The following is an 18,512-nucleotide window of genomic DNA, read 5'->3' as shown; positions in this document are numbered from 1 at the left end:
GGCACCTAGAAGTGCAAGGAGATGAAGCAGATTCTTCTGGTTACATCTTGACTTAATTATAACACTAGGACTTCAAACTTATAAATAATTAATATGTAGATAGGTAAAACCTAAAACTACACTACATATTATACGAGGAGATCTCTATATGAAAATTGCTTTGATAGCTCATGATAAAATGAAACAAGAAATGTTAGAATTCGCTGCAAAATATAAAGATGTATTAGAAAAACACGATTTATACGCTACTGGTACTACTGGAAAAAGAATTATTGAAGCTACTGGTTTAAACATAAAATGCTTTAGAAGCGGCCCTTTAGGGGGCGATCAAGAGATCGGGGCCAGAATCGCAAACGGAAAGATTGATTTAATATTCTTTTTTAGAGATCCTCTAACAGCTCAACCTCACGAACCTGATGTGTCTGCTCTATTACGTCTTAGTGATGTTTATAAAATCCCTTTAGCGACAAATATCTCTACTGGTGAATTAATCATTCATGCATTAAATTAATAAAAGAAGCCTAATGAGGGTCTCCCTCATTAGGCTTCTTTTTTCTTAGAAAACATTATTAATGGAACAATCATTTCTTCGCTTAAAAGCCCAGAATGTTGTCCTTTCATTCTAAAATTGCTTTTATCCATCTTAAAATAATAATTATCAGTTGCTATCGCAAAATAATCTCCTAAAAATTCTCGAAATTTTGGATGTTCTTTTCCTACACCAAATAGATTCATCTTTATAACTTCTTCTGTTTTATATAAAACAAAATATTCTCGAAAATAGTTATTAAATAATCTTTCGAATTCATCTTTTTTATTTTCCTTAATAAAAAAAGCTGTAGCTCTAGACTCCACTGAAGGTTCGTGAACAAAAGTGTTCCACAAATCGGTATATTTTCGAAATTCTATTGGTAAAACATCAATTTGTCCATGATCGGCGATTAAAATAATCATTGTATCTTCATCAATTTTATCTTTTAAATATTCGTATCCTTTGTTAATGGAATCAAGCATTTTATGAGCTTCAACAGATCCTGGCCCAAACTCGTGCATATAGGTATCTAACTTATCCCAATAGGTATAAATAAAATGTTTGCCTTTTTCTTGGCAAGTCTCAATAATGGTTTTGCATTGTTTTAAAAAAGAATCATGATTTGCATCTCGAAATGCAGGGAAAATTTCTCGTGTAGAAACATCTAAGTTTGCCTGTTCAATCAATTCATATATTTTTTGAACCGGAACATTTTTTTCGCTAACATTATAGTTAAAAACTGTTTTATCATCGTAATAATCTTTGTTAGTAAAAAATATAACATTTTTATTTTCTTCTTTCACATATTGACACCATCCTAACCAACCAGTTTCTATTGGCTGCAACCCAGTTAATACAGAAGTGGTCGCAGCAACGGTTGTTGGAGGGAAAACAGATGTAATTGTTGAGATTTGATCCTTTATCAAGCTTTGAGCAACGTCACTATGTCTCTTTAAAATGGAATCCCCCAAAGCATCTATCAAAATATATACTATATTCTTATAATTTTTTTCTAACTCTTTATCTAGAACAGCAATTGAAGGATATATCGATTGTATTCCATACTGTTTTAAAATTGAGATCGTGACATTCATAATAGAATTTGAATAATTTGGAAATTGGATTGGTTTCAATTCACCACCACCTTACTGTATTATACCAAAACTTCTTGCTTTTCAGGATTCATTTCTCTAATTTTAGGTCGAAATTCCATTTTTGAATAAAGAAACATTCCAACGAAAACCATAATAACATTACTTACTAGTATTGAATACCAAATTCCTGCTGGCCCTAACTGAGTATATTTCATTGATAGTAAAACTAATGGTAATCTAAAAATCCATAGTCTAATAACGGCCATAACAAAGGCTTTTTTTGTATCTCCGCTTCCTTGGAAAGTAGCTAAATATGTCTGAAAAATACCCATTAACGGTAATCCGATATGTAGATACAAAGTATATTCCGCTGCTAACGCAACTGTAGCTGGATCATGATTAAACAATCCTACTAACATAAATCGAAATGGAACAATAAATAATGCTCCAATTCCCATTAAAGTAACTCCTAAGAACATTCCTGTTTTAAATGCCTGCTTAGCTCTAGGAATATTTCCGGCTCCGACATTTTGGGCAATATATATAGCTACAATTGAACTTATTGCAGAAACAGGAAACATTATCAAAGAGTTAATTCTATTCCCTATATAAAAGGCCGCAGAAACTTCCTTTCCAAACGAATATATCATTGAATTTAATATAACAAAACCCAAAGCTTGAATTGCTTGTCCAGTAGAGGCTGGAATGGCAATTCTAAAAATATCTTTGATTATTTTCATGCTGAATATTTCTTTTTTAAGAATGACTTTAATTCCGTTTTTAGGTTTTATAAAATAATATAAAATGAATGGAGTCATAAGAATATTAGCAATTAAAGTGGAAATCGCTGCGCCTCTAATACCCATATTAAATCCGAAAATTAATATTGGAGTTAAAATAATATTAATGCAAATACTTATTGCACTAATACTAACAGGGGTAACTGTATCACCAGTTGATTGACGGACGGCTTGAAACCCAAATGATAAAAATAGAAAAGGAAGTTCAAAACTTCTAATTCTTAGATATGTTATTGCGTAGTCTAGTTCTAACCCGGTAGCACCCATTAAAGATAAAATATTTGGAGTAAAAATAAATAAAACTGTAGTAAATACAACACCTAAAAATACTGATAATATAATCGTGTTTGAAGCATATTTTGCAGCATTAAATTTGTCATTATTTCCTACGTATTGGCCTATTAAAGCGTTGCCTGCAACACTTAATCCAATTCCAAATGAAATAAAAATAAAAAAGATTGGCCAGGTTAAAGCTACTGCGCTTTGCATAGATGTAGAAATAGATACTCCATCAACATCTGGTACCTGTCCTAAAAAAATTCCATCGACAACATCATGTAGTGTTTTTAGAATATTAACCAAAAAGACAGGAATGCTTAAAGCAATAATTCCTTTCCACATGGGGTTATCATTTAAAATCATTTTGGTTTTTTTTTCATAATCAGGTTTCAAAAAAACCATCTCCTTTAGTAATAAAAGAAAAACGCACATCACAGTGCGTTATTCTTTTTTATGCAACTAATTTAAGTTAGTAAAATGGTGCCGAAAGCAGGAATTGAACCCGCAACCTACTGATTACAAGTCAGTTGCTCTACCAGATTGAGCTATTTCGGCATGGTGGAGGTTGACGGGATCGAACCGCCGACCCTCTGCTTGTAAGGCAGATGCTCTCCCAGCTGAGCTAAACCTCCAAAAAAGTGAATTTCAAAAATGAACATAGTAATTAATTAATGCAAATGTAGATCACGTAAGAATTGAATCTAATTTTTTTGATTTCCATCTTGCATTACAATTTTACTATTCATTAAATATAAAGTCAAGAAAAAAATTCTAAAATAAATAAAATAATTACTTAAACTAAACTATTATCAAATCTATAAAAAAATTAAAAAATATAAAAGGAAAAAATAATAAAATATACAAAATGAATAGTAACAAATAAAAGAGCAAGGATTGAATATTATATAAAAAATCAAAAAAATAAATATAAGCGACAAAAAGTTGTTAAAAAATAAAAATGAATAAAATTAAATGAAAACCATCTATAATAAAATTAAAATATTGATCAAACAATATTCAAAATATCACTACGGACAATGGCCATATTTAGCGTTTATCACATTAAATTGGAAGCCAAAAAATAATAGAAATCAATAATCAAATAGGTCTTTAATTTTGGTCAAAAATATACTAGCTACTAATAAATCGGCACTTCCCCCAAAACTAACATTTTTTTCAATACATTTCGAGGTTATATTAATAAATAAATCTTCATCAAAATTTCTTATACCTTCAAACATTCGCTTTACCGTTAAATAGTTTTCAAACGTTTTACATCTCTTCAAACAAATGGAATCTTCGGAAAGTTGAATGATTCTAATTAACGCAAGAATTCTTGTTTCTCTTAAGTCATCAATCAACATAGGCAACACCTCTTGAATAGTCAAATATCCTCTTTCAGCTTCTCCTCTCGCTCCAGTGAACTCAAAATTTGGGTGGTCAATCATGTTGCGTTCTCCGGAAATCACTTCAATTTCGTCTGTTAAATCTTTTGCCATAATCTTAACAATATCAAATATAGCAATATATGGATAATGGCCAAAAAGGCCGTATCCGCAGGCTGTTATAATTAGACCTAAATTAAAGATTATTCCTTTGTACGTATTAATTCCTTGAGTGAATTTGTACATTTTGCCTTCTGCTATTTTTCCAATTTCTCTAATAATTTTGAATGTTTGGTCTAAAGGCAAATTTCGACTCCCAACCAGAAACATTTCTAATAAGAACGGTTTAACAATTTTAATTGAGTTTCGCAATAATGAATATTCCATGTCAGTATGTGAACCATTAGAGGTAGGAGTGACTAATCCAAATTTTGGAGAAAGTTCTAATTCTGACAATAAACTATAATCAATTAAATTTTCTATCTTGACGTAAATATATCTTTTCACTTCATCTTGAATCTTATTAAAAATATCATTTTTTGAATGTTTTTTTAACCTCCTACAAATTACTGGATTTTGTTCACATAAAAAACAATTTCTAAAACTTTCTCTTTTGAAAATTTTGTTATATTGATATACATCTATATCAATGAACCTTCCCAATTCATGCGTGTCTTCAATGGCAATCATATTTTCTTTTATTTCTTTTCCTGTCGCGTTACTCAATACATATAAAAAATACGGTCCATCAAGACCGTCAAATTTATTTTGAAATACTACATTTGAAAAATGAATCGCTTTTGAAAATAAGTGAACTAAAAAATAAGCAATTGAAATTTGTTTGTTTTCTCCTGGAATATTTGCTTTTATTGAGACAACAACATTCGAATCAATTAGATGATTTTTAATATTATTATTTCTTGCTTCACGAGCAAGTAAAATTTCATCGAACTGATTGTTCATATTTTTCCTTTGCCATTTTTTCAAATACGCTTTTTATTTGTTCGGGGACAAAAGTCATAGCCTCGTTTATTTTATTTTCAAATATTAATTTTCTAACTAAAGATGCACTAATAATTTCTTTCTTGAATTTAAATCTTTCTTGAATATTTATTTTGTCTTTTAAAATTTCTTTTAGAATCGAATTGTACATTACCATTACAGAAGTTGTTTCGCTTCCAATATATCTCTTTCTTATATTTAATGATTTCATAAAATAATTTTTAAATATAATTGCATCTAATTTTGCATGTTCTTTTTCAACTTCATCAAGTGATTTTAAAAAATAACTTGGAAAGGTTAACGCCGATACAATATATTGTGTTGATGGTAGAATAATAATATTTTCAAAAGAAGTCAATGCAAGATAAATTAATGAAAATCTTTCTTTAAAGGAAAAAATTGATTGATCTTCTTCAACTACTAAAACTATAAAATATTCATGTTTTTTTGAGGCTTCTTCTATTAAATGATAGTGACCCAAAGTGATAGGATTACAATTTACAACAATAGCCCCTATCGAGTGTTCCAACACATCGATATGAAATCTCTTTTCAATTTGCAATTTCATTTTTTGTATTTCTATTTCTATTGAAGGATTACCCGATTCTAAAATACATACTTTTTCGGTTTTAGCCAAAGTATTAAATCCCATGCTTGTAAATACAACTTCATATTCTGTTTTAGTATACACTTGAAAATGATAAACATTATTATATCTCATAGAATTCATGACTTCACTTACAAGAATGTTTGCAATATTTTCTCCTCGATAGTCTATATCAACTGCGAGAGCTTTTATGATGTCTTTGCTTCTAGAAATAGAACCAATTATTTTATCGAATTCTTCAATATAATAGGTTTCAACTATATCTTCATCGTATTTTAAATTGTTTTCTTCTAAAAATAGAATGATTTTATATATTTCATCTTCTAATAAAGCTTGTTTAATCAACATACTATTCACCTCGATTTATATAGACAATCAATAATGCTTCCATCTCTGTATTCAACTAGTCCGATAATAGAATCACTTTTCTCGATTGCTTTCGGAATTCCAGTAATTTTATACGTAATTTCCATTAATTTTTCAATCGTTACTATTTTTAGTGATGAATGAATTAATTTACTTATTAAATCTTGTCTTTTAGGGTTGATTGCAATTCCTCTTTCGGTCACTAGTATATCTACATCTTCTCCAGGCGTAGAAATTGTGGTCACACGCTCTTTTATTATCGGAACTCTAGATTTAGTAAGCGCAGACGTAATAATCGTTATATTCGCTCCATTTGACGTGTCAGAATGACCTCCGCTTCCACCTATAATATTTCCCAAGGAATCCGTTGTAACATTTACATTAAAATCTAAATCAATTTCAGTAGCTCCTAGTATTACAAAGCTTAAATCATTTACGATAGGACTTTCTTCAAAAGGATTACCATATTTTGAAGCAGAAATAGCGATGTGATTCGAATTTTCTTTAAATGATTTGATTGCTTCTAAATCAAAACATTGAACATCATAAAGCCGACTAAACAAATTGTGTTTCATCATATCTACATAATGGCCGGTAATTCCTCCTGAAGCAAAAGATCCTTTAATTGATTTTTTAATCATTATATTTTTTATATAATCAACTACAGCAAGAGATGTTCCTCCTGCTCCGGTTTGCATTGAAAAACCATTTTGAAGTACTCCTAATTCATTCAGTAAAATGGAAGTATCTTTTGCTATTTTTAACCCAATGGGGTCTCTGGTGATTTTAGTTGTTCCGGAAACAATTCCAGATGGGTCCCCTATAGAATCCACCACAATAATTCCATCGACATACTTATGATCAAATTGAAATTCATCTAAATGCTCTATCACATTATCTGTGACTAATAATACTGTTTTAGCATATTTTAAATCGCTTATTGCATATCCCAAAGTCCCACAAGCGCTTTTTCCTTGTGATCCACTGCCATTTCCTAACTTATCAACAGTTGGACAAGCTAAAAACGCAACATCAATTGGTAATTCTCCGCTTTCGATTGATCTAGCTCTTCCTCCGTGCGTATTCATAATTAATTTCCCTTTTAGAAATCCATCTTTTATGATTGAAGAAACAGGCCCATTAAGATAATTGGTATGAATATTAGTTATTTGTTCGTTTTTTATCAAGTCAATCAACCCAATATAACTTGGAAAAATTGAACTTGGTGCAAAATGCAAATTTGTTAGCCCTTCTTCTTCTACTGTTTTGCACACTTGATTCAGAACATAATCTCCGTTACGCAAATGATGATGAAAAGAAAAAGTCATTTCAGATTTTAACTTGAAATGATGAAACGCATCTTTGTAAGAGGAAAAAAACAGTGTTTTTTCACCCTGCTTCTTTTCTTCAATGAATTTTCTTTTTTCTGTTAAATAGTTATGACTTGATATAAAAGGTTTCGCATCATCTGGAATCCATCTTCCAAGACTATTTTTCATTATATTTCCTCATTAAATTGTATTTTGAGGCTTTCTCAATTATTTTACTCGCTCTTTCAATTATTGGTTTATCAATCATTTTCCCATCCAAGCTAAAAACGCCTAATCCCTTTTCTTTCGCTTTTTTTTCACCCTCTAGAATTTTCATTGACCATAAAATTGATTCTTCACTTGGAGAAAAAACAGAATTGATTCCTTCGATATGTCTTGGGTGAATAGCTGCCTTTGAAGTCATTCCAAGAAGGCAAGCATTTTTTGCATCTCTCATAAATCCTTCGTCATCAATTACATCAGTAAAAGGAGTGTCAATCGAATCTATTTTATATGCTTTGCAGGCCATAATTACCTTTGATCTTGCATATTCTATTTCTCTTCCTTCTTTGGTTCTTGGAATTTCTAAATCACTACATAAGTCTTCTGCTCCTAAAAGCAATCCATTCACTCTATTAAGCGAAGCTATCGTATCCACTTCAAGTACCGATGAAGCCTCTTCAATAATTGGAATGATTCCAATTACTTTTTTAAGATTTTTCTTTTTTTCTATACTTGATAATATTTTGTCTAATTTTATAATTGAATCAATCCTAGCTTTTGGTAACATGATTGTATCAATTTGATCACAAACCATGCTTTCTAAGTCATCTTCAAAATAGGGAGAATTTTCTCCATTTATTCTGATGACAATCAAACCACTAAACAAACTTGGTAAAGCAAGGTAATTTTTTATCAACACTCTAGCATTATCTTTTTCAACAACGTTTACAGAATCTTCTAAATCAAATATGATTCCATCTGCGCCAAACACATCTGCATTTTGAATCATATTTGGGTTGTTTCCAGGAATAAAAAGTAAACTTCTTAACATTTAAGTCACTCCATTCTTTTTATTGCAGTTATAAGTCTTGATTTAATCGTATAATCCAAAGCACCTTTGTCTTCACAAAGAACATCAATTTTATTGATGTTTAATTCTTTTAAAGTATCAAAAATGACTTTTTCAATTTGATCATGAAAAAAATCATCAACAGCACTATGTATTGTTACTTTTAATTCTTGACTTGTTTTAACGGTGATCATGACATCGCTTGACTCTAACGTTCCTGCAATACCTATTTTCATGAATATTCCTCCTAGGATTGATTGGCTCTTGCGATAACTCGATTCATCTCATTTTTTACTATCATGTATCCAGCATCAACGCCCATTCCAGGTTTAGCTAAACATTGGTTGGCTTCACATGCAATTGCTATATTAGTTGTGACTTCAGCTGAAATATTGGTTTCATTACAAGTACCTCCGCAATAACTGCCAATATTCTTTTTATTGCAATACAGAATTGCTTCGATTACATTGTTGATTCCCCCTAAATCAGGAGTTTTAATTTGAAGCATATGCCCTGCATTGTTATCGGCAAATAGTTTTACGTCTTCAAGGGTATTACACCATTCATCAGCAACTATTTCTAGTGTGGAACCTAACATATTTATTCTTTTTGTTAAAATACTTAGATAGCTTAATGTTCCTTCGCGATCGCCTGTGTCAACGGGCCCTTCTACTCGTATTTTAAATGGTTTTGCCGTTTCTTCAAGTTTTAAAAGATATTGAATCATTTTATCAATATCATTGTCGTAAATGTTTCCAATTGTTCCATAAACATCGATATGAAGAACCGGTAAATAGGTATCATTATTTCTATGTTTTAAAATGCGGTCTCTTAACCAAATAATATATGCAATTAAGATTTCCCCATCTTTTCCTAATTTTGTTTCAACGTTATTAATCAAAGCATGCGGTAAAACATCCGCTTCTTTTAAAATCATTTTATCTACATTGATATACCTATCATCTCCGCTTTGAGTAAAAATCGGAACCGGTAAATATAGCTTGTTAGAAATATGATATTCCTTTCTCACAATTTCTGCCATAGTTACATGATGAAAATTCGCTGTTACGCTTAGTAATGCTTGTGTAATGCCGTATCTTAATGCGGTGTGAAGTTTTTTTCCTTCTAAATTCAGTCTATCATACTTTTCTGCTAAAGGTTTGAATAAATCCACTTCTTCCAAAAGCAATAAAGGAATTATTTTTTCTTCAAGAAAAGGCATATAATTTTTTGCAATAAATAAAGGATCTCTTCCTCCTGTGCCAGAATATTGGACTGCAGCGCAATCGCCATAACCTACAACTCCATTTTCAAGAATAATTTGTATCGAAATGGCTTCTCCTTTTTGTCTTACGGTCGTAAAACCTTCAATTATAGGAGTTCCTAAATAAAGAAAGCCATCATTCGTGGCTCCTTTTTTTATTGCTTTTTGGTCATCGAAAAAAAAGCCTGTATATGATTCGCTCAAAATCACTTTTTTAATTTTCATAGTATTTCCCTTCTAGTTTTTTCTATTTTTTTGGTCTTCCGATTAATTTTCCCATACTTACTGAGTAGACATCGTCTACTGTTAATTGAAATGAAATGGGCCGTTGTTCAAATGCAGCTCTTTCTTGAATTTTTAATTGATGATATTGTTTGATATCTTCACTAAACCCTAAATTACCAAACTCTAAAATACGAATATTTCCTTCATTATCTCTTGCTGGAAGAACCTTCCCCATATTAAATTTACTTGGGGCAAATGGTACATCAATTAAACCTTGTTGAAATGCTTTTACAATTCCTTTTGCAATATCTCCATCCCCAACTCGAATGATACAATCCATTAAGCTTTGAACTTCTCTTTCAATTTGATTCATTTCTTCAAAGAGTTTATCTCCTTCAGGCATAGATTGATCTTTTAGAATATTCACTATATATTTTGAAGCTTTGATTCCCATCGCGTTAACTTCCATCGTGGGAATCCCTATGGATTCATGTGGGGTTTTTGTAATCATTTTAGTCGCTTTTGAAAGTGCAGCTACCGTAGAACTCATTGCAATTAATCCCATCGCTTCAGATTCATCTTCTGGAAATCCACCCATCCATTGATGGAACACGGTTGAAACTTCCATATTATGATATCCAAACTGAAGTAGATATCTCTCAGTAAGAATTTGTAACATTCTAATTGCAGCAACATCTTGAACAAGATTTCCGCCCATACCATATCCAACTGTAATGTTTTTTACTCCTTGTTCAGCTGCAAGAATGGATTCGACGATTGCAATTGTAGTTGAAATGGAAGGGGGAACTAAGGTTCCAGTCAAAGGTCCAAAAGGTTCTCTGTTAATTGAAATTCCTCTTTCTTCATAATACCCAACCAAACGATCACAATATTGCCAATTATGAATGCTCGTTTCCAAAGGAACTGATTTTGCATAAGGGATATTATAAGAAATGCCTCCGCCTTCATTAGAAGTCCAACCCGATGCATGAATAATTTCGGATAACAATCTTGCGTCTGGTGTACCATGTCTTGCTTGAATCGGAACATTTATGGATTCCATAACTAATTTACAACCCATTACTCCGTGATTCACTATCGGAAACCCATTTAGAAGCGCTCTGCCAATTAGCTCGCTTTCTTTCATACCTTTTTCCGCTTCTGCATATCTATTTTGTCTTGTATAACTATCCACAGTAGAAGGAAGAAAATCAGCTCCGCTTTTTTCTAAATGTTTCAATAATTTAATATGTTCTGCTAAAACAGGGACTCCAGCTCTTGGTTGAATTAAAGTAATCCCTTGTTTTTTGGCGTTATTTAATTTAAACGCAAAATTTTTATGTTCTGGAATTTGCTTTAAAAAAGCAATCGCTTTGTCTAAATCCAGAGCGGGATCGCTTCCAGTCTTCCAATCAAGAAGTACTTTCTTTCTTTCTAACAAGAATTCTTCTTCGGTCCATTTTTTGTTTTTGAGTTCCATTTTGTAAACCCTCTTCTAAAGTATTTTCATGTATTTTTTCATGATTTTCAAAGCAAGCAAAGGTTCTTTTTGACTTAATAATCCCATAGCGGCTAATATGTATTTAAAATCCAACATAAAATGAGGATGAATCGGCCGAAGTTCTGAATGATTGTGTAAAATATTTGTCGTTTTAGCAAGAATTGCTGTGGGGATTTTAGAATTAATAACTACTCCACCCGTTCCGATAACATACTCTATATCAGTCAAATCTTTTCCAATTTGATTATAAATCATTCCCATTGGGGTAAATACTTCTTCCACCCTACCAACATGACGATGCATTGCACGATAGGCACACATTTCAGCTAATAGTTGGTCTATGAATTCATCGTGTGGATTTTCTGGTAATGAACTAACATTTTGATAACGAAATGCTACTTCATTAACTATATCTACACCCTTTTCTTGATTGATAAACTGAATTTCTTCTTTTGTTAAAGCTTTGATAATCCCTGGAGCAGAATATCTCATCCCTAAATCGCCTTCAACTGTTCTCTTTGCGAATGGTTCTTCAAGTCCGTGAATAATTACATCACTTCGATTGGATGCGTTACAGATTGAATAAAGGTCTGTAGTAGCCCCTCCAATATCCACAATTACAATATCTCCTAATCCAGGTTCATGAAGATAGCCTTTTGAAAGCAATTCAGCTGCATATAAAACTGCTTCTGGTGTCGGTAACACAACTTCATCTATTTCTGCTTCTATTTTTTTAATACCTTTAGCGACAATAATTTTTTGTAAGAAAATTTCTCTAATCTTTTCTCTTGCACATTTCACATTTAAAACGTTAATTCTTGGCATAACATTATCACAAATGTATCCGTCTAAATTATATTTTTTAAATATATCTTCGATTTCATCTTGGCAAGTTTTATTTCCGGCATATACTATCGGAATTTTAACATTCATTTCACCTAAAAGTTTTGCATTGAACAAAACACATTCTGTATTTCCTCCATCCGCTCCTCCTGCAAGTAAAATGATGTCGATTTTTTGAGTGATAAGTTCTTTTGCTTCTCTTTTTGTAAGATGATGTGAAAAAATCAAATCTATTTTTGCCCCTGCCCCAAGACAAACTCTTTTCGCAGCTTCCACTGTTAGTTCTTCCACTAGACCAATAGCGGCCATTTTAAGGCCGCCAGCTGCCGAAGAACAGGCAATGACTTGATCAAATTTTATTTGTCTACCAATTTCATTATATAGATTTTCAAGCGCTTTATGATAACCAATACGAATATCTTGATCCACAGTTGTAAAATGCGAAGCGGTTCCAATAATATCTTCTAATGCGGTATCAACAGCGGTCAATTTGGTAAACGTTGATCCAAAATCAATTAGTAAGTAATAACTCATTTTATTCTCCTAAGTCCTCTGAAATATCCGATAATGCCTTATCAATTGGAGTCCCTGGTGGATAAACCCGGTTAAATCCCATCTTATAAAATCGTTCTTTTACTTCTTCAAAATTTTGTTTTCCAACAACTATATTTCCTCCGACATAAAGTAAAATATCGCCTATGCCAGACTCAATGCATTTATCTCTCATTCCTCTACAATCAATTTCCCCGTGCCCATAAAGGGAGGATACCATAATTAGTTTAGCATCCGTCTCAATTGCTGCGTTGATAAAATCTTCTTGTGAAGACAAAACGCCGATATTAATAACTGTATATCCTGCGTTTTCTAAAGTATATTCGATAATTTTGTTTCCTACTGCGTGAACATCTGCACCAATCACGCCAATCACAATTGATTTCAAAGTAATCTCCTCTTCGTTTTGAAAGCGTTTTTACAGCCCCATTATATCATAGAAAAATCGAAGTTTCAAAGGGTAATTTCCCTTTTAACTGTTTTCTTTTTCTTTCAGAAAACAACGAAAAAAAGCATGGTAATTCCATGCGTTATTTCGGTTCTATTTTAGATTGATTTCTAGCAAGAATATATAAAAAATCACTTAATCGGTTCAAATACATTTGAACATAATTTAAATCTTTTCGTATTTTTTTAATTGCAAAATGGGTTAATTCTCTTTCCGCTCTTCTACAAACGGATCTTGATACATCCAGATAGCTTCCCGCTAACGAAGTAGAACTTCCTGGCAAACAAAATTTAGGCTCTAGTGGATGCTTCGTTAATTCTTTTTGACTTTCTATTTCAAGAAAAAGAACATCTTCTTGGGTAATTTGTTTTAATTTTGTGTAATTATTATGGTTTGGATTCGATGCAATAATGGCGCTTATAATTTCTAAGTGATTTTGAATGAAAAGAAGTTCTTCAATTTGGATGAAATGATAAGTTAATCCTAAGAAAGAACTTAATTCATCAATACTTCCTAATGTTTGAAATAATATGTCATCTTTAGGAAGTATTTCCATCACAGCATTTGAAGTCATTCCTAAGTCGCCTTTTTTTGTAGATATTTGTGTGATTTTGGTAATCATTTTAGATTCACCTCAAATAAAAATTTCGATTCTATTTTCGCATCATTTCTTCTATTTTGCAAGACAAAACGCCCTTTAATTTTCTTTTTTTCTTCGAATCAATTCTAATACTGCAAAGGAGGCTACATCTTCAGCGTATTTCTTAGGTCCAAATCCAGCATCATACCCTAATTCTTTTGCTAATTCGTGAGAGATTCTTGCCCCTCCGGCAATCAGTAATACTTTATCTCGAATTTTTTCTGCTTCGAGAAGTTCTACAAGTTCAATTAAATTTTTAAGGTGAACATCTTTTTGTGTGACGGTTTGGCTAACTAATAATACATCTGCTTTTAATAACTTGGCTTGTTTTACAAATTCTTCGTTTAATACTTGGCTTCCTAGGTTATAGGCCTTAATATGTTTATATCTTTCAAGACCATAATGCCCAGAAAATCCTTTCATATTCATAATGGCATCAATTCCCACGGTATGTGCATCCGTTCCGGTTGAAGCTCCAATAAAAACGAGATCTCGATTGAATTCTTTTTCTATCAAATCCTCTATTTCTTCTCTAGAAAAAGTAGGTGTCTTTATTTCTTGTATGTGTATCATCTCTGGGTCAACTGAAAAAGGAACGGCTCCATATATAACATAAAAACTGAAGCCTTCATAAATGGATTCTGCGTGTACGACTTGTGGATCCATCAAACCCATTTGCTTTGCTATGTTTTTAGCCGCTTCAATACCAACCTCTCCATATTCAAATGGTAAAGTAAAGCTAATTTCTACTTTGCCATCATTTAGAGTATCTCCATAAGGTTTAATTTTCATTGAGTTCCTCCTTTATGGCATCTTGAACCACATTAATATAATTAACGTGTTTTTTTATCACACCATCTAATCCTTTTCCACCTGTGAAAGATCTTTTCACATTTGCAAATACTCCATTTTCTAATGAATGAAATAGGGTATTTTCCTTTATCTCTTTAAGAATCGTTTTAGCATTTAGAAGAACTTCTTGAGCTCTAGTTTGGATTATTCCATTTGGTTTATAATCAATTTCGTCTCCTAAATCCTTCATTGCTGTTTGAATTATTTTAGCATTTTCAATAGCTAAAAATCGATCCGACATAAATGGAGTATGAATGGCTTCTGTCATCATACCTAATAAATGAATCGATTGTCCTGTTAAAGTTGTGGCTATGTTAAACATTGTGTTTTGCATATATGCTTTAAAAATATTCCCATTTATATGTTTGGTTGGTGGCATATATTTTAAAGGCGCATTTGGAAAAATCTCTCTTGCCATTTGGGCTTGTGCAATTTCATATAAAAAGCTATTTTCAATCATTGGTTCTATTTCAAATGCGTGCCCTAATCCCATTAATTCTTCTTTCAAAAGTGCTCTTTTTGCAAATTCTTCATTGATAAACTGAGAAGCTAAAACGGTGTGTGCTTCAGAAAACGCATCCGACGTTGTTAAATAATTATCTTCTCCAGTATTTATAATGATTCCTGCATAGGCATTAATCAATCTTGAAAAATATTGGTCAATAAACGTTCTTTGCATATTTATATCTCTAAATATAATGCCATACATACTATCATTTAGTAAAATATCAAGTCGTTCAAAAGCGGCCATTACAGCAATTTCAGGCATACAAAGTCCAGAAGCGTAATTTACAAGTTTTATATACCTGTGTTCTTCTTTTGAAACTTCATCCAGTGCTTGTCTCATGATTTTAAAGTTTGCTTGTGTGGCGTATGTTCCTCCAAAGCCCTCAGTAGTTATGCCATAAGGAACATAATCCAATAACGATTGTCCGGTTGAACGAATAACTGCAATGATATCTGCGCCGGCTTTTGCTGCAGATTTTGCTTGAATGACATCTTCATAAATATTCCCAGTAGCAACGATAACATATATCTCCGTTTTTTTTACAGGAAATTCACGAATGATTTTTTCTCTTTCTAGTTTGTTCTTTTTGATTAATGCTAATGATTTTTCTAAATAGGGTTGTAACGTCTTTTTAATTTGAGTTGGAGTTAATAAAGGATAATCACATAATTTAACTTTTTTTAAATTATATTGTTTAACAAATTCATCTAAAGATATCCCTAAATGTTCTAATGCGCTTGCTATGTACGAAGATATCCCTAACGACAAATCCCCGTTTTTTAAAACATCATCTACCATTACATTCGGAATTGGAACGTCAAATTCATCAATTCCGTCAATGCCAAGCATTCGGCAAACACTTCGTTCAACAGCTACGGTTGTATGTTGATAAATAAAATGTTGTACATCATCTGTAATTTGCGTTGCATAAAGACGGCATGCGTCAATATTATCTTGATTTAAATGTAGTTTTTTCATTTTTACTCGCTTTCTTCAAGCACATTCAAAATTGGCAATGTGGTTTTTTGCATAAATAATTCTTTAAAAAGAATTTTATCAAATGAATATCCTTTTGGAGAATAAGGATTTATCATAATTGCTATCAAATGAATGGGATGTATAACATAGATTTGTTGGTTCAATTGAAATAAATGTTTTAATAATTTTTCATTTGCTTGTAAGTTAATGGGTGTTTGTAAAATCAAATGAATTTTAATTTCATTTCTGTTATTAATCAAAGCATGAATAATTTTTGGCCCTAACGCATTTGGAATGTACAAATATTTTGTGTTTTTGTCCAATTCGGAAATGATTTGTTCAGGATGAATTAGGGTAGATGATTCATCTAATATATGAACTTTTCCATATTGATTAATTGATGCAATGTGTTCATATTTATCAAGGAACGCAAACCGTTCTTCAATTTGAGGCAACTGAAATTTTTGAATGGACATCATAGCATCTTGAATAACTTCTTCAATGGAATTTGCTTGATTTGCTCCAACACAAAAAAGAGTTGCATCAGCAAGACCTGCGGTTGTATGTCTTGAAAAAGCTCCATCTATAAATATTTTTTCGCATTGAAATTCTTTTAACTTAAGAATTATTTTTTCCATGTCACTTATAAGGGATGGCCCTGCAACTAAACAAAAACCTTCTTCAATAATTTCAATAATAACGATTTTTCCTATAGATGTTTGTATATCGGTTTCTTTTAATATTTTGTAAGTGGCTGTTATTTCTTCCAAACAATTTTTGGCAGTTCCAACAATCATTTTGGGATACACTTTAATTCTTGGCTTTGGCAATCTAGTAATTTGATCTATTTTTTCTCCATCTAATCCGATAGAGGTTATCCCAATAATTTTTTCTTTGAACGAATCAATTAATTTATTTAACACGGTTGTTTTACCTGCGTTTTTAGCATTTCCCACAATACTAATTACATCATAATTTCTTACATGACTCGCTACTGTTTTAATGGCCGTTTTCTTCTTTCTAAAGAACTTGGTTCAATAGAAATTCTTTTTCCACTTAAAAGTGCGCTTACACCTCTAACTGAATCTGAGTTTCCATTTTCGCAATCATCAATATTGACATAATCTGTGGGTTCGCTATACGTTGTAATAACTCCCTCATAATTCCTTAAAACTACCCGGTTTGGTGCCATAGAAATAATATAGTTTGGCATTAATGGAATTTTACCTCCACCACCTGGCGCATCTACTACAAATGTAGGGACACAATATCCAGACACATGTCCTCTTAACCCTTCCATTATTTCAATACCTTTTGAGATTGGTGTGCGAAAATGTTCTATTCCTACTGAAAGATCACATTGATATATGTAATAAGGTCTTACTCTAATTTGAGCTAACTTTGTTACTAATTTCTTCATAGTAGGCAAGCAATCATTGACGCCTCTTAACAAGACACTTTGATTCCCTAAAGGGATTCCAGCATCTGCTAATCTATCAATGGCTTCTTTGCTTTCTTTAGTAATTTCATTAACATGATTAAAGTGGGTGTTTACCCAAATTGGATGATATTTTTTTAACATATCTACTAGTTCTGTTGTAATTCGTTGAGGCATTACAACGGGAACTCTTGTCCCTAAACGAATAATTTCTACATGTTCAATCTCGCGTAGTCTTGAAATGATGCTTTCTAACATTTGATCGCTTAGTAATAAAGCGTCTCCACCAGACAATAAAACATCTCGAATTTGAGGCGTGTTTTTGATGTATTCAATGGCTTTATTAATTCTTTCACTCGGTGCTTGATGGTCTGTTTGCCCTGCAAATCTTCTTCTTGTACAATGCCTACAATACACACTACACATATCCGTAATCAAAAACAACACTCTATCAGGATATCTATGTGTGAGTCCTGGTACTGGCGAATCTACATCTTCATCGAGTGGATCAACCATATCGTTTTTGCCGATTAATAATTCAGAAATTCCAGGAATTGCTTGCTTGCGAATGGGACAATCAGGATTTTCAGGATCAATGAGTGTCAAATAATAAGGAGTAATTGCCATTCTGAATTTTTTTAACACATTAGCAATGTCTGATGATTCCTCTTTGGAAACATTCAAGTATTTATTTAATTCTTCAACACTTGTAATTCTGTTTTTCACTTGCCAATGCCAATCATTCCATTGAGAATCTAAAATGTTTGGAAAATATTTTTTCTTTCTTTCAAGGTAAGCATCATTTGTTTGAATCAT

17 protein-coding genes and 2 tRNA genes are annotated in these 18,512 nt (G+C 32.0%); 1 reads left to right on the top strand and 18 read right to left on the bottom strand.

Annotation, left to right across the window (positions count from 1 at the left end; genetic code table 11):
* Positions 1-148: 148 nt before the first annotated feature.
* Complete coding sequence (gene mgsA / locus KJ971_06140) at positions 149-511, top strand: methylglyoxal synthase (GenBank protein MBU1145415.1); 363 nt, start codon at positions 149-151, stop codon at positions 509-511.
* A gap of 29 nt (positions 512-540) precedes the next feature.
* Here the strand turns inward: mgsA and KJ971_06135 are convergent, their stop codons facing one another.
* The 18 genes from KJ971_06135 to ablA form a co-directional block, all read right to left on the bottom strand.
* A complete protein-coding gene (locus tag KJ971_06135; GenBank protein MBU1145414.1) occupies positions 541-1,665 on the bottom strand; it encodes an alkaline phosphatase family protein in 1,125 nt (374 codons plus the stop codon).
* Positions 1,666-1,685: 20 nt separating this feature from the next.
* A complete protein-coding gene (locus KJ971_06130; protein MBU1145413.1) occupies positions 1,686-3,107 on the bottom strand; it encodes an MATE family efflux transporter in 1,422 nt (473 codons plus the stop codon).
* 76 nt (positions 3,108-3,183) lie between these two features.
* Positions 3,184-3,260 (bottom strand) — tRNA-Thr (locus KJ971_06125).
* Between the two features lies 1 nt (position 3,261).
* Positions 3,262-3,337: transfer RNA gene (locus KJ971_06120), tRNA-Val, on the bottom strand.
* Positions 3,338-3,796: 459 nt separating this feature from the next.
* Entirely contained in the window at positions 3,797-5,053 is a 1,257-nt protein-coding gene (locus KJ971_06115) for a triphosphoribosyl-dephospho-CoA synthase (protein ID MBU1145412.1), read from the bottom strand.
* The gene (locus KJ971_06110) at positions 5,034-6,047 is read right to left on the bottom strand and encodes a GNAT family N-acetyltransferase (GenBank protein MBU1145411.1); all 1,014 of its coding nucleotides are present in this window, start codon (positions 6,045-6,047) and stop codon (positions 5,034-5,036) included. Before KJ971_06110 ends, KJ971_06115 begins: the two co-directional genes overlap by 20 nt.
* Positions 6,048-6,052: 5 nt before the next feature.
* The gene (gene citF / locus KJ971_06105; protein MBU1145410.1) at positions 6,053-7,564 is read right to left on the bottom strand and encodes a citrate lyase subunit alpha; all 1,512 of its coding nucleotides are present in this window, start codon (positions 7,562-7,564) and stop codon (positions 6,053-6,055) included.
* Positions 7,554-8,429 (bottom strand): CoA ester lyase, encoded by an 876-nt coding sequence (locus tag KJ971_06100; protein ID MBU1145409.1) that lies wholly within the window; start codon positions 8,427-8,429, stop codon positions 7,554-7,556. The genes citF and KJ971_06100 overlap by 11 nt, the downstream gene beginning before the upstream one ends.
* 5 nt (positions 8,430-8,434) lie before the next feature.
* The gene (gene citD, locus KJ971_06095) at positions 8,435-8,683 is read right to left on the bottom strand and encodes a citrate lyase acyl carrier protein (GenBank protein ID MBU1145408.1); all 249 of its coding nucleotides are present in this window, start codon (positions 8,681-8,683) and stop codon (positions 8,435-8,437) included.
* A gap of 11 nt (positions 8,684-8,694) precedes the next feature.
* On the bottom strand, positions 8,695-9,936 hold the full coding sequence (locus KJ971_06090; protein ID MBU1145407.1) for a methylaspartate ammonia-lyase: 1,242 nt from the start codon (positions 9,934-9,936) through the stop codon (positions 8,695-8,697).
* 22 nt (positions 9,937-9,958) lie between these two features.
* On the bottom strand, positions 9,959-11,416 hold the full coding sequence (locus KJ971_06085; GenBank protein ID MBU1145406.1) for a methylaspartate mutase subunit E: 1,458 nt from the start codon (positions 11,414-11,416) through the stop codon (positions 9,959-9,961).
* A 15-nt stretch (positions 11,417-11,431) separates the two neighbouring features.
* Positions 11,432-12,814 (bottom strand): glutamate mutase L, encoded by a 1,383-nt coding sequence (locus KJ971_06080; GenBank protein MBU1145405.1) that lies wholly within the window; start codon positions 12,812-12,814, stop codon positions 11,432-11,434.
* 1 nt (position 12,815) lies between these two features.
* Positions 12,816-13,226, bottom strand: a complete 411-nt coding sequence (locus tag KJ971_06075) for a methylaspartate mutase subunit S (GenBank protein ID MBU1145404.1) — start codon at positions 13,224-13,226, stop codon at positions 12,816-12,818.
* Positions 13,227-13,362: 136 nt separating this feature from the next.
* Positions 13,363-13,902, bottom strand: coding sequence for an ATP:cob(I)alamin adenosyltransferase (locus KJ971_06070; GenBank protein MBU1145403.1), 540 nt, complete (start codon positions 13,900-13,902; stop codon positions 13,363-13,365).
* Positions 13,903-13,977: 75 nt separating this feature from the next.
* Complete coding sequence (locus KJ971_06065; GenBank protein MBU1145402.1) at positions 13,978-14,712, bottom strand: cobalamin-dependent protein; 735 nt, start codon at positions 14,710-14,712, stop codon at positions 13,978-13,980.
* The gene (locus KJ971_06060) at positions 14,702-16,258 is read right to left on the bottom strand and encodes a lysine 5,6-aminomutase subunit alpha (protein MBU1145401.1); all 1,557 of its coding nucleotides are present in this window, start codon (positions 16,256-16,258) and stop codon (positions 14,702-14,704) included. Before KJ971_06060 ends, KJ971_06065 begins: the two co-directional genes overlap by 11 nt.
* Positions 16,259-16,260: 2 nt before the next feature.
* Positions 16,261-17,214 carry a hypothetical protein gene (locus KJ971_06055; protein MBU1145400.1) on the bottom strand — a complete coding sequence of 318 codons (954 nt, stop codon included), beginning with the start codon at positions 17,212-17,214 and terminating at the stop codon, positions 16,261-16,263.
* Positions 17,215-17,249: 35 nt separating this feature from the next.
* Positions 17,250-18,512 (bottom strand): lysine 2,3-aminomutase, encoded by a 1,263-nt coding sequence (gene ablA / locus KJ971_06050; protein ID MBU1145399.1) that lies wholly within the window; start codon positions 18,510-18,512, stop codon positions 17,250-17,252.

It is taken from the genome of Bacillota bacterium, from assembly GCA_018818595.1.
In the GTDB taxonomy this organism is placed as follows: domain Bacteria; phylum Bacillota_I; class Bacilli_A; order Izemoplasmatales; family Hujiaoplasmataceae; genus JAHIRM01.
Note: the sequence above shows the minus strand (reverse complement) of the source record. Positions and strands in the feature narration are given on the sequence as shown.

What these genes read in the sequence shown, in the direction of transcription:
- mgsA (MBU1145415.1), top strand. Translation starts at nt 149, where the DNA reads ATGAAAATTGCTTTGATAGCTCATGATAAAATGAAACAAGAAATGTTA.
- KJ971_06130 (MBU1145413.1), bottom strand. Translation starts at nt 3,107, where the DNA reads ATGGTTTTTTTGAAACCTGATTATGAAAAAAAAACCAAAATGATTTTA.
- KJ971_06115 (MBU1145412.1), bottom strand. Translation starts at nt 5,053, where the DNA reads ATGAACAATCAGTTCGATGAAATTTTACTTGCTCGTGAAGCAAGAAAT.
- KJ971_06110 (MBU1145411.1), bottom strand. Translation starts at nt 6,047, where the DNA reads ATGTTGATTAAACAAGCTTTATTAGAAGATGAAATATATAAAATCATT.
- citF (MBU1145410.1), bottom strand. Translation starts at nt 7,564, where the DNA reads ATGAAAAATAGTCTTGGAAGATGGATTCCAGATGATGCGAAACCTTTT.
- KJ971_06100 (MBU1145409.1), bottom strand. Translation starts at nt 8,429, where the DNA reads ATGTTAAGAAGTTTACTTTTTATTCCTGGAAACAACCCAAATATGATT.
- citD (MBU1145408.1), bottom strand. Translation starts at nt 8,683, where the DNA reads ATGAAAATAGGTATTGCAGGAACGTTAGAGTCAAGCGATGTCATGATC.
- KJ971_06090 (MBU1145407.1), bottom strand. Translation starts at nt 9,936, where the DNA reads ATGAAAATTAAAAAAGTGATTTTGAGCGAATCATATACAGGCTTTTTT.
- KJ971_06085 (MBU1145406.1), bottom strand. Translation starts at nt 11,416, where the DNA reads ATGGAACTCAAAAACAAAAAATGGACCGAAGAAGAATTCTTGTTAGAA.
- KJ971_06080 (MBU1145405.1), bottom strand. Translation starts at nt 12,814, where the DNA reads ATGAGTTATTACTTACTAATTGATTTTGGATCAACGTTTACCAAATTG.
- KJ971_06070 (MBU1145403.1), bottom strand. Translation starts at nt 13,902, where the DNA reads ATGATTACCAAAATCACACAAATATCTACAAAAAAAGGCGACTTAGGA.
- KJ971_06065 (MBU1145402.1), bottom strand. Translation starts at nt 14,712, where the DNA reads ATGAAAATTAAACCTTATGGAGATACTCTAAATGATGGCAAAGTAGAA.
- KJ971_06060 (MBU1145401.1), bottom strand. Translation starts at nt 16,258, where the DNA reads ATGAAAAAACTACATTTAAATCAAGATAATATTGACGCATGCCGTCTT.
- ablA (MBU1145399.1), bottom strand. Translation starts at nt 18,512, where the DNA reads ATGATTCAAACAAATGATGCTTACCTTGAAAGAAAGAAAAAATATTTT.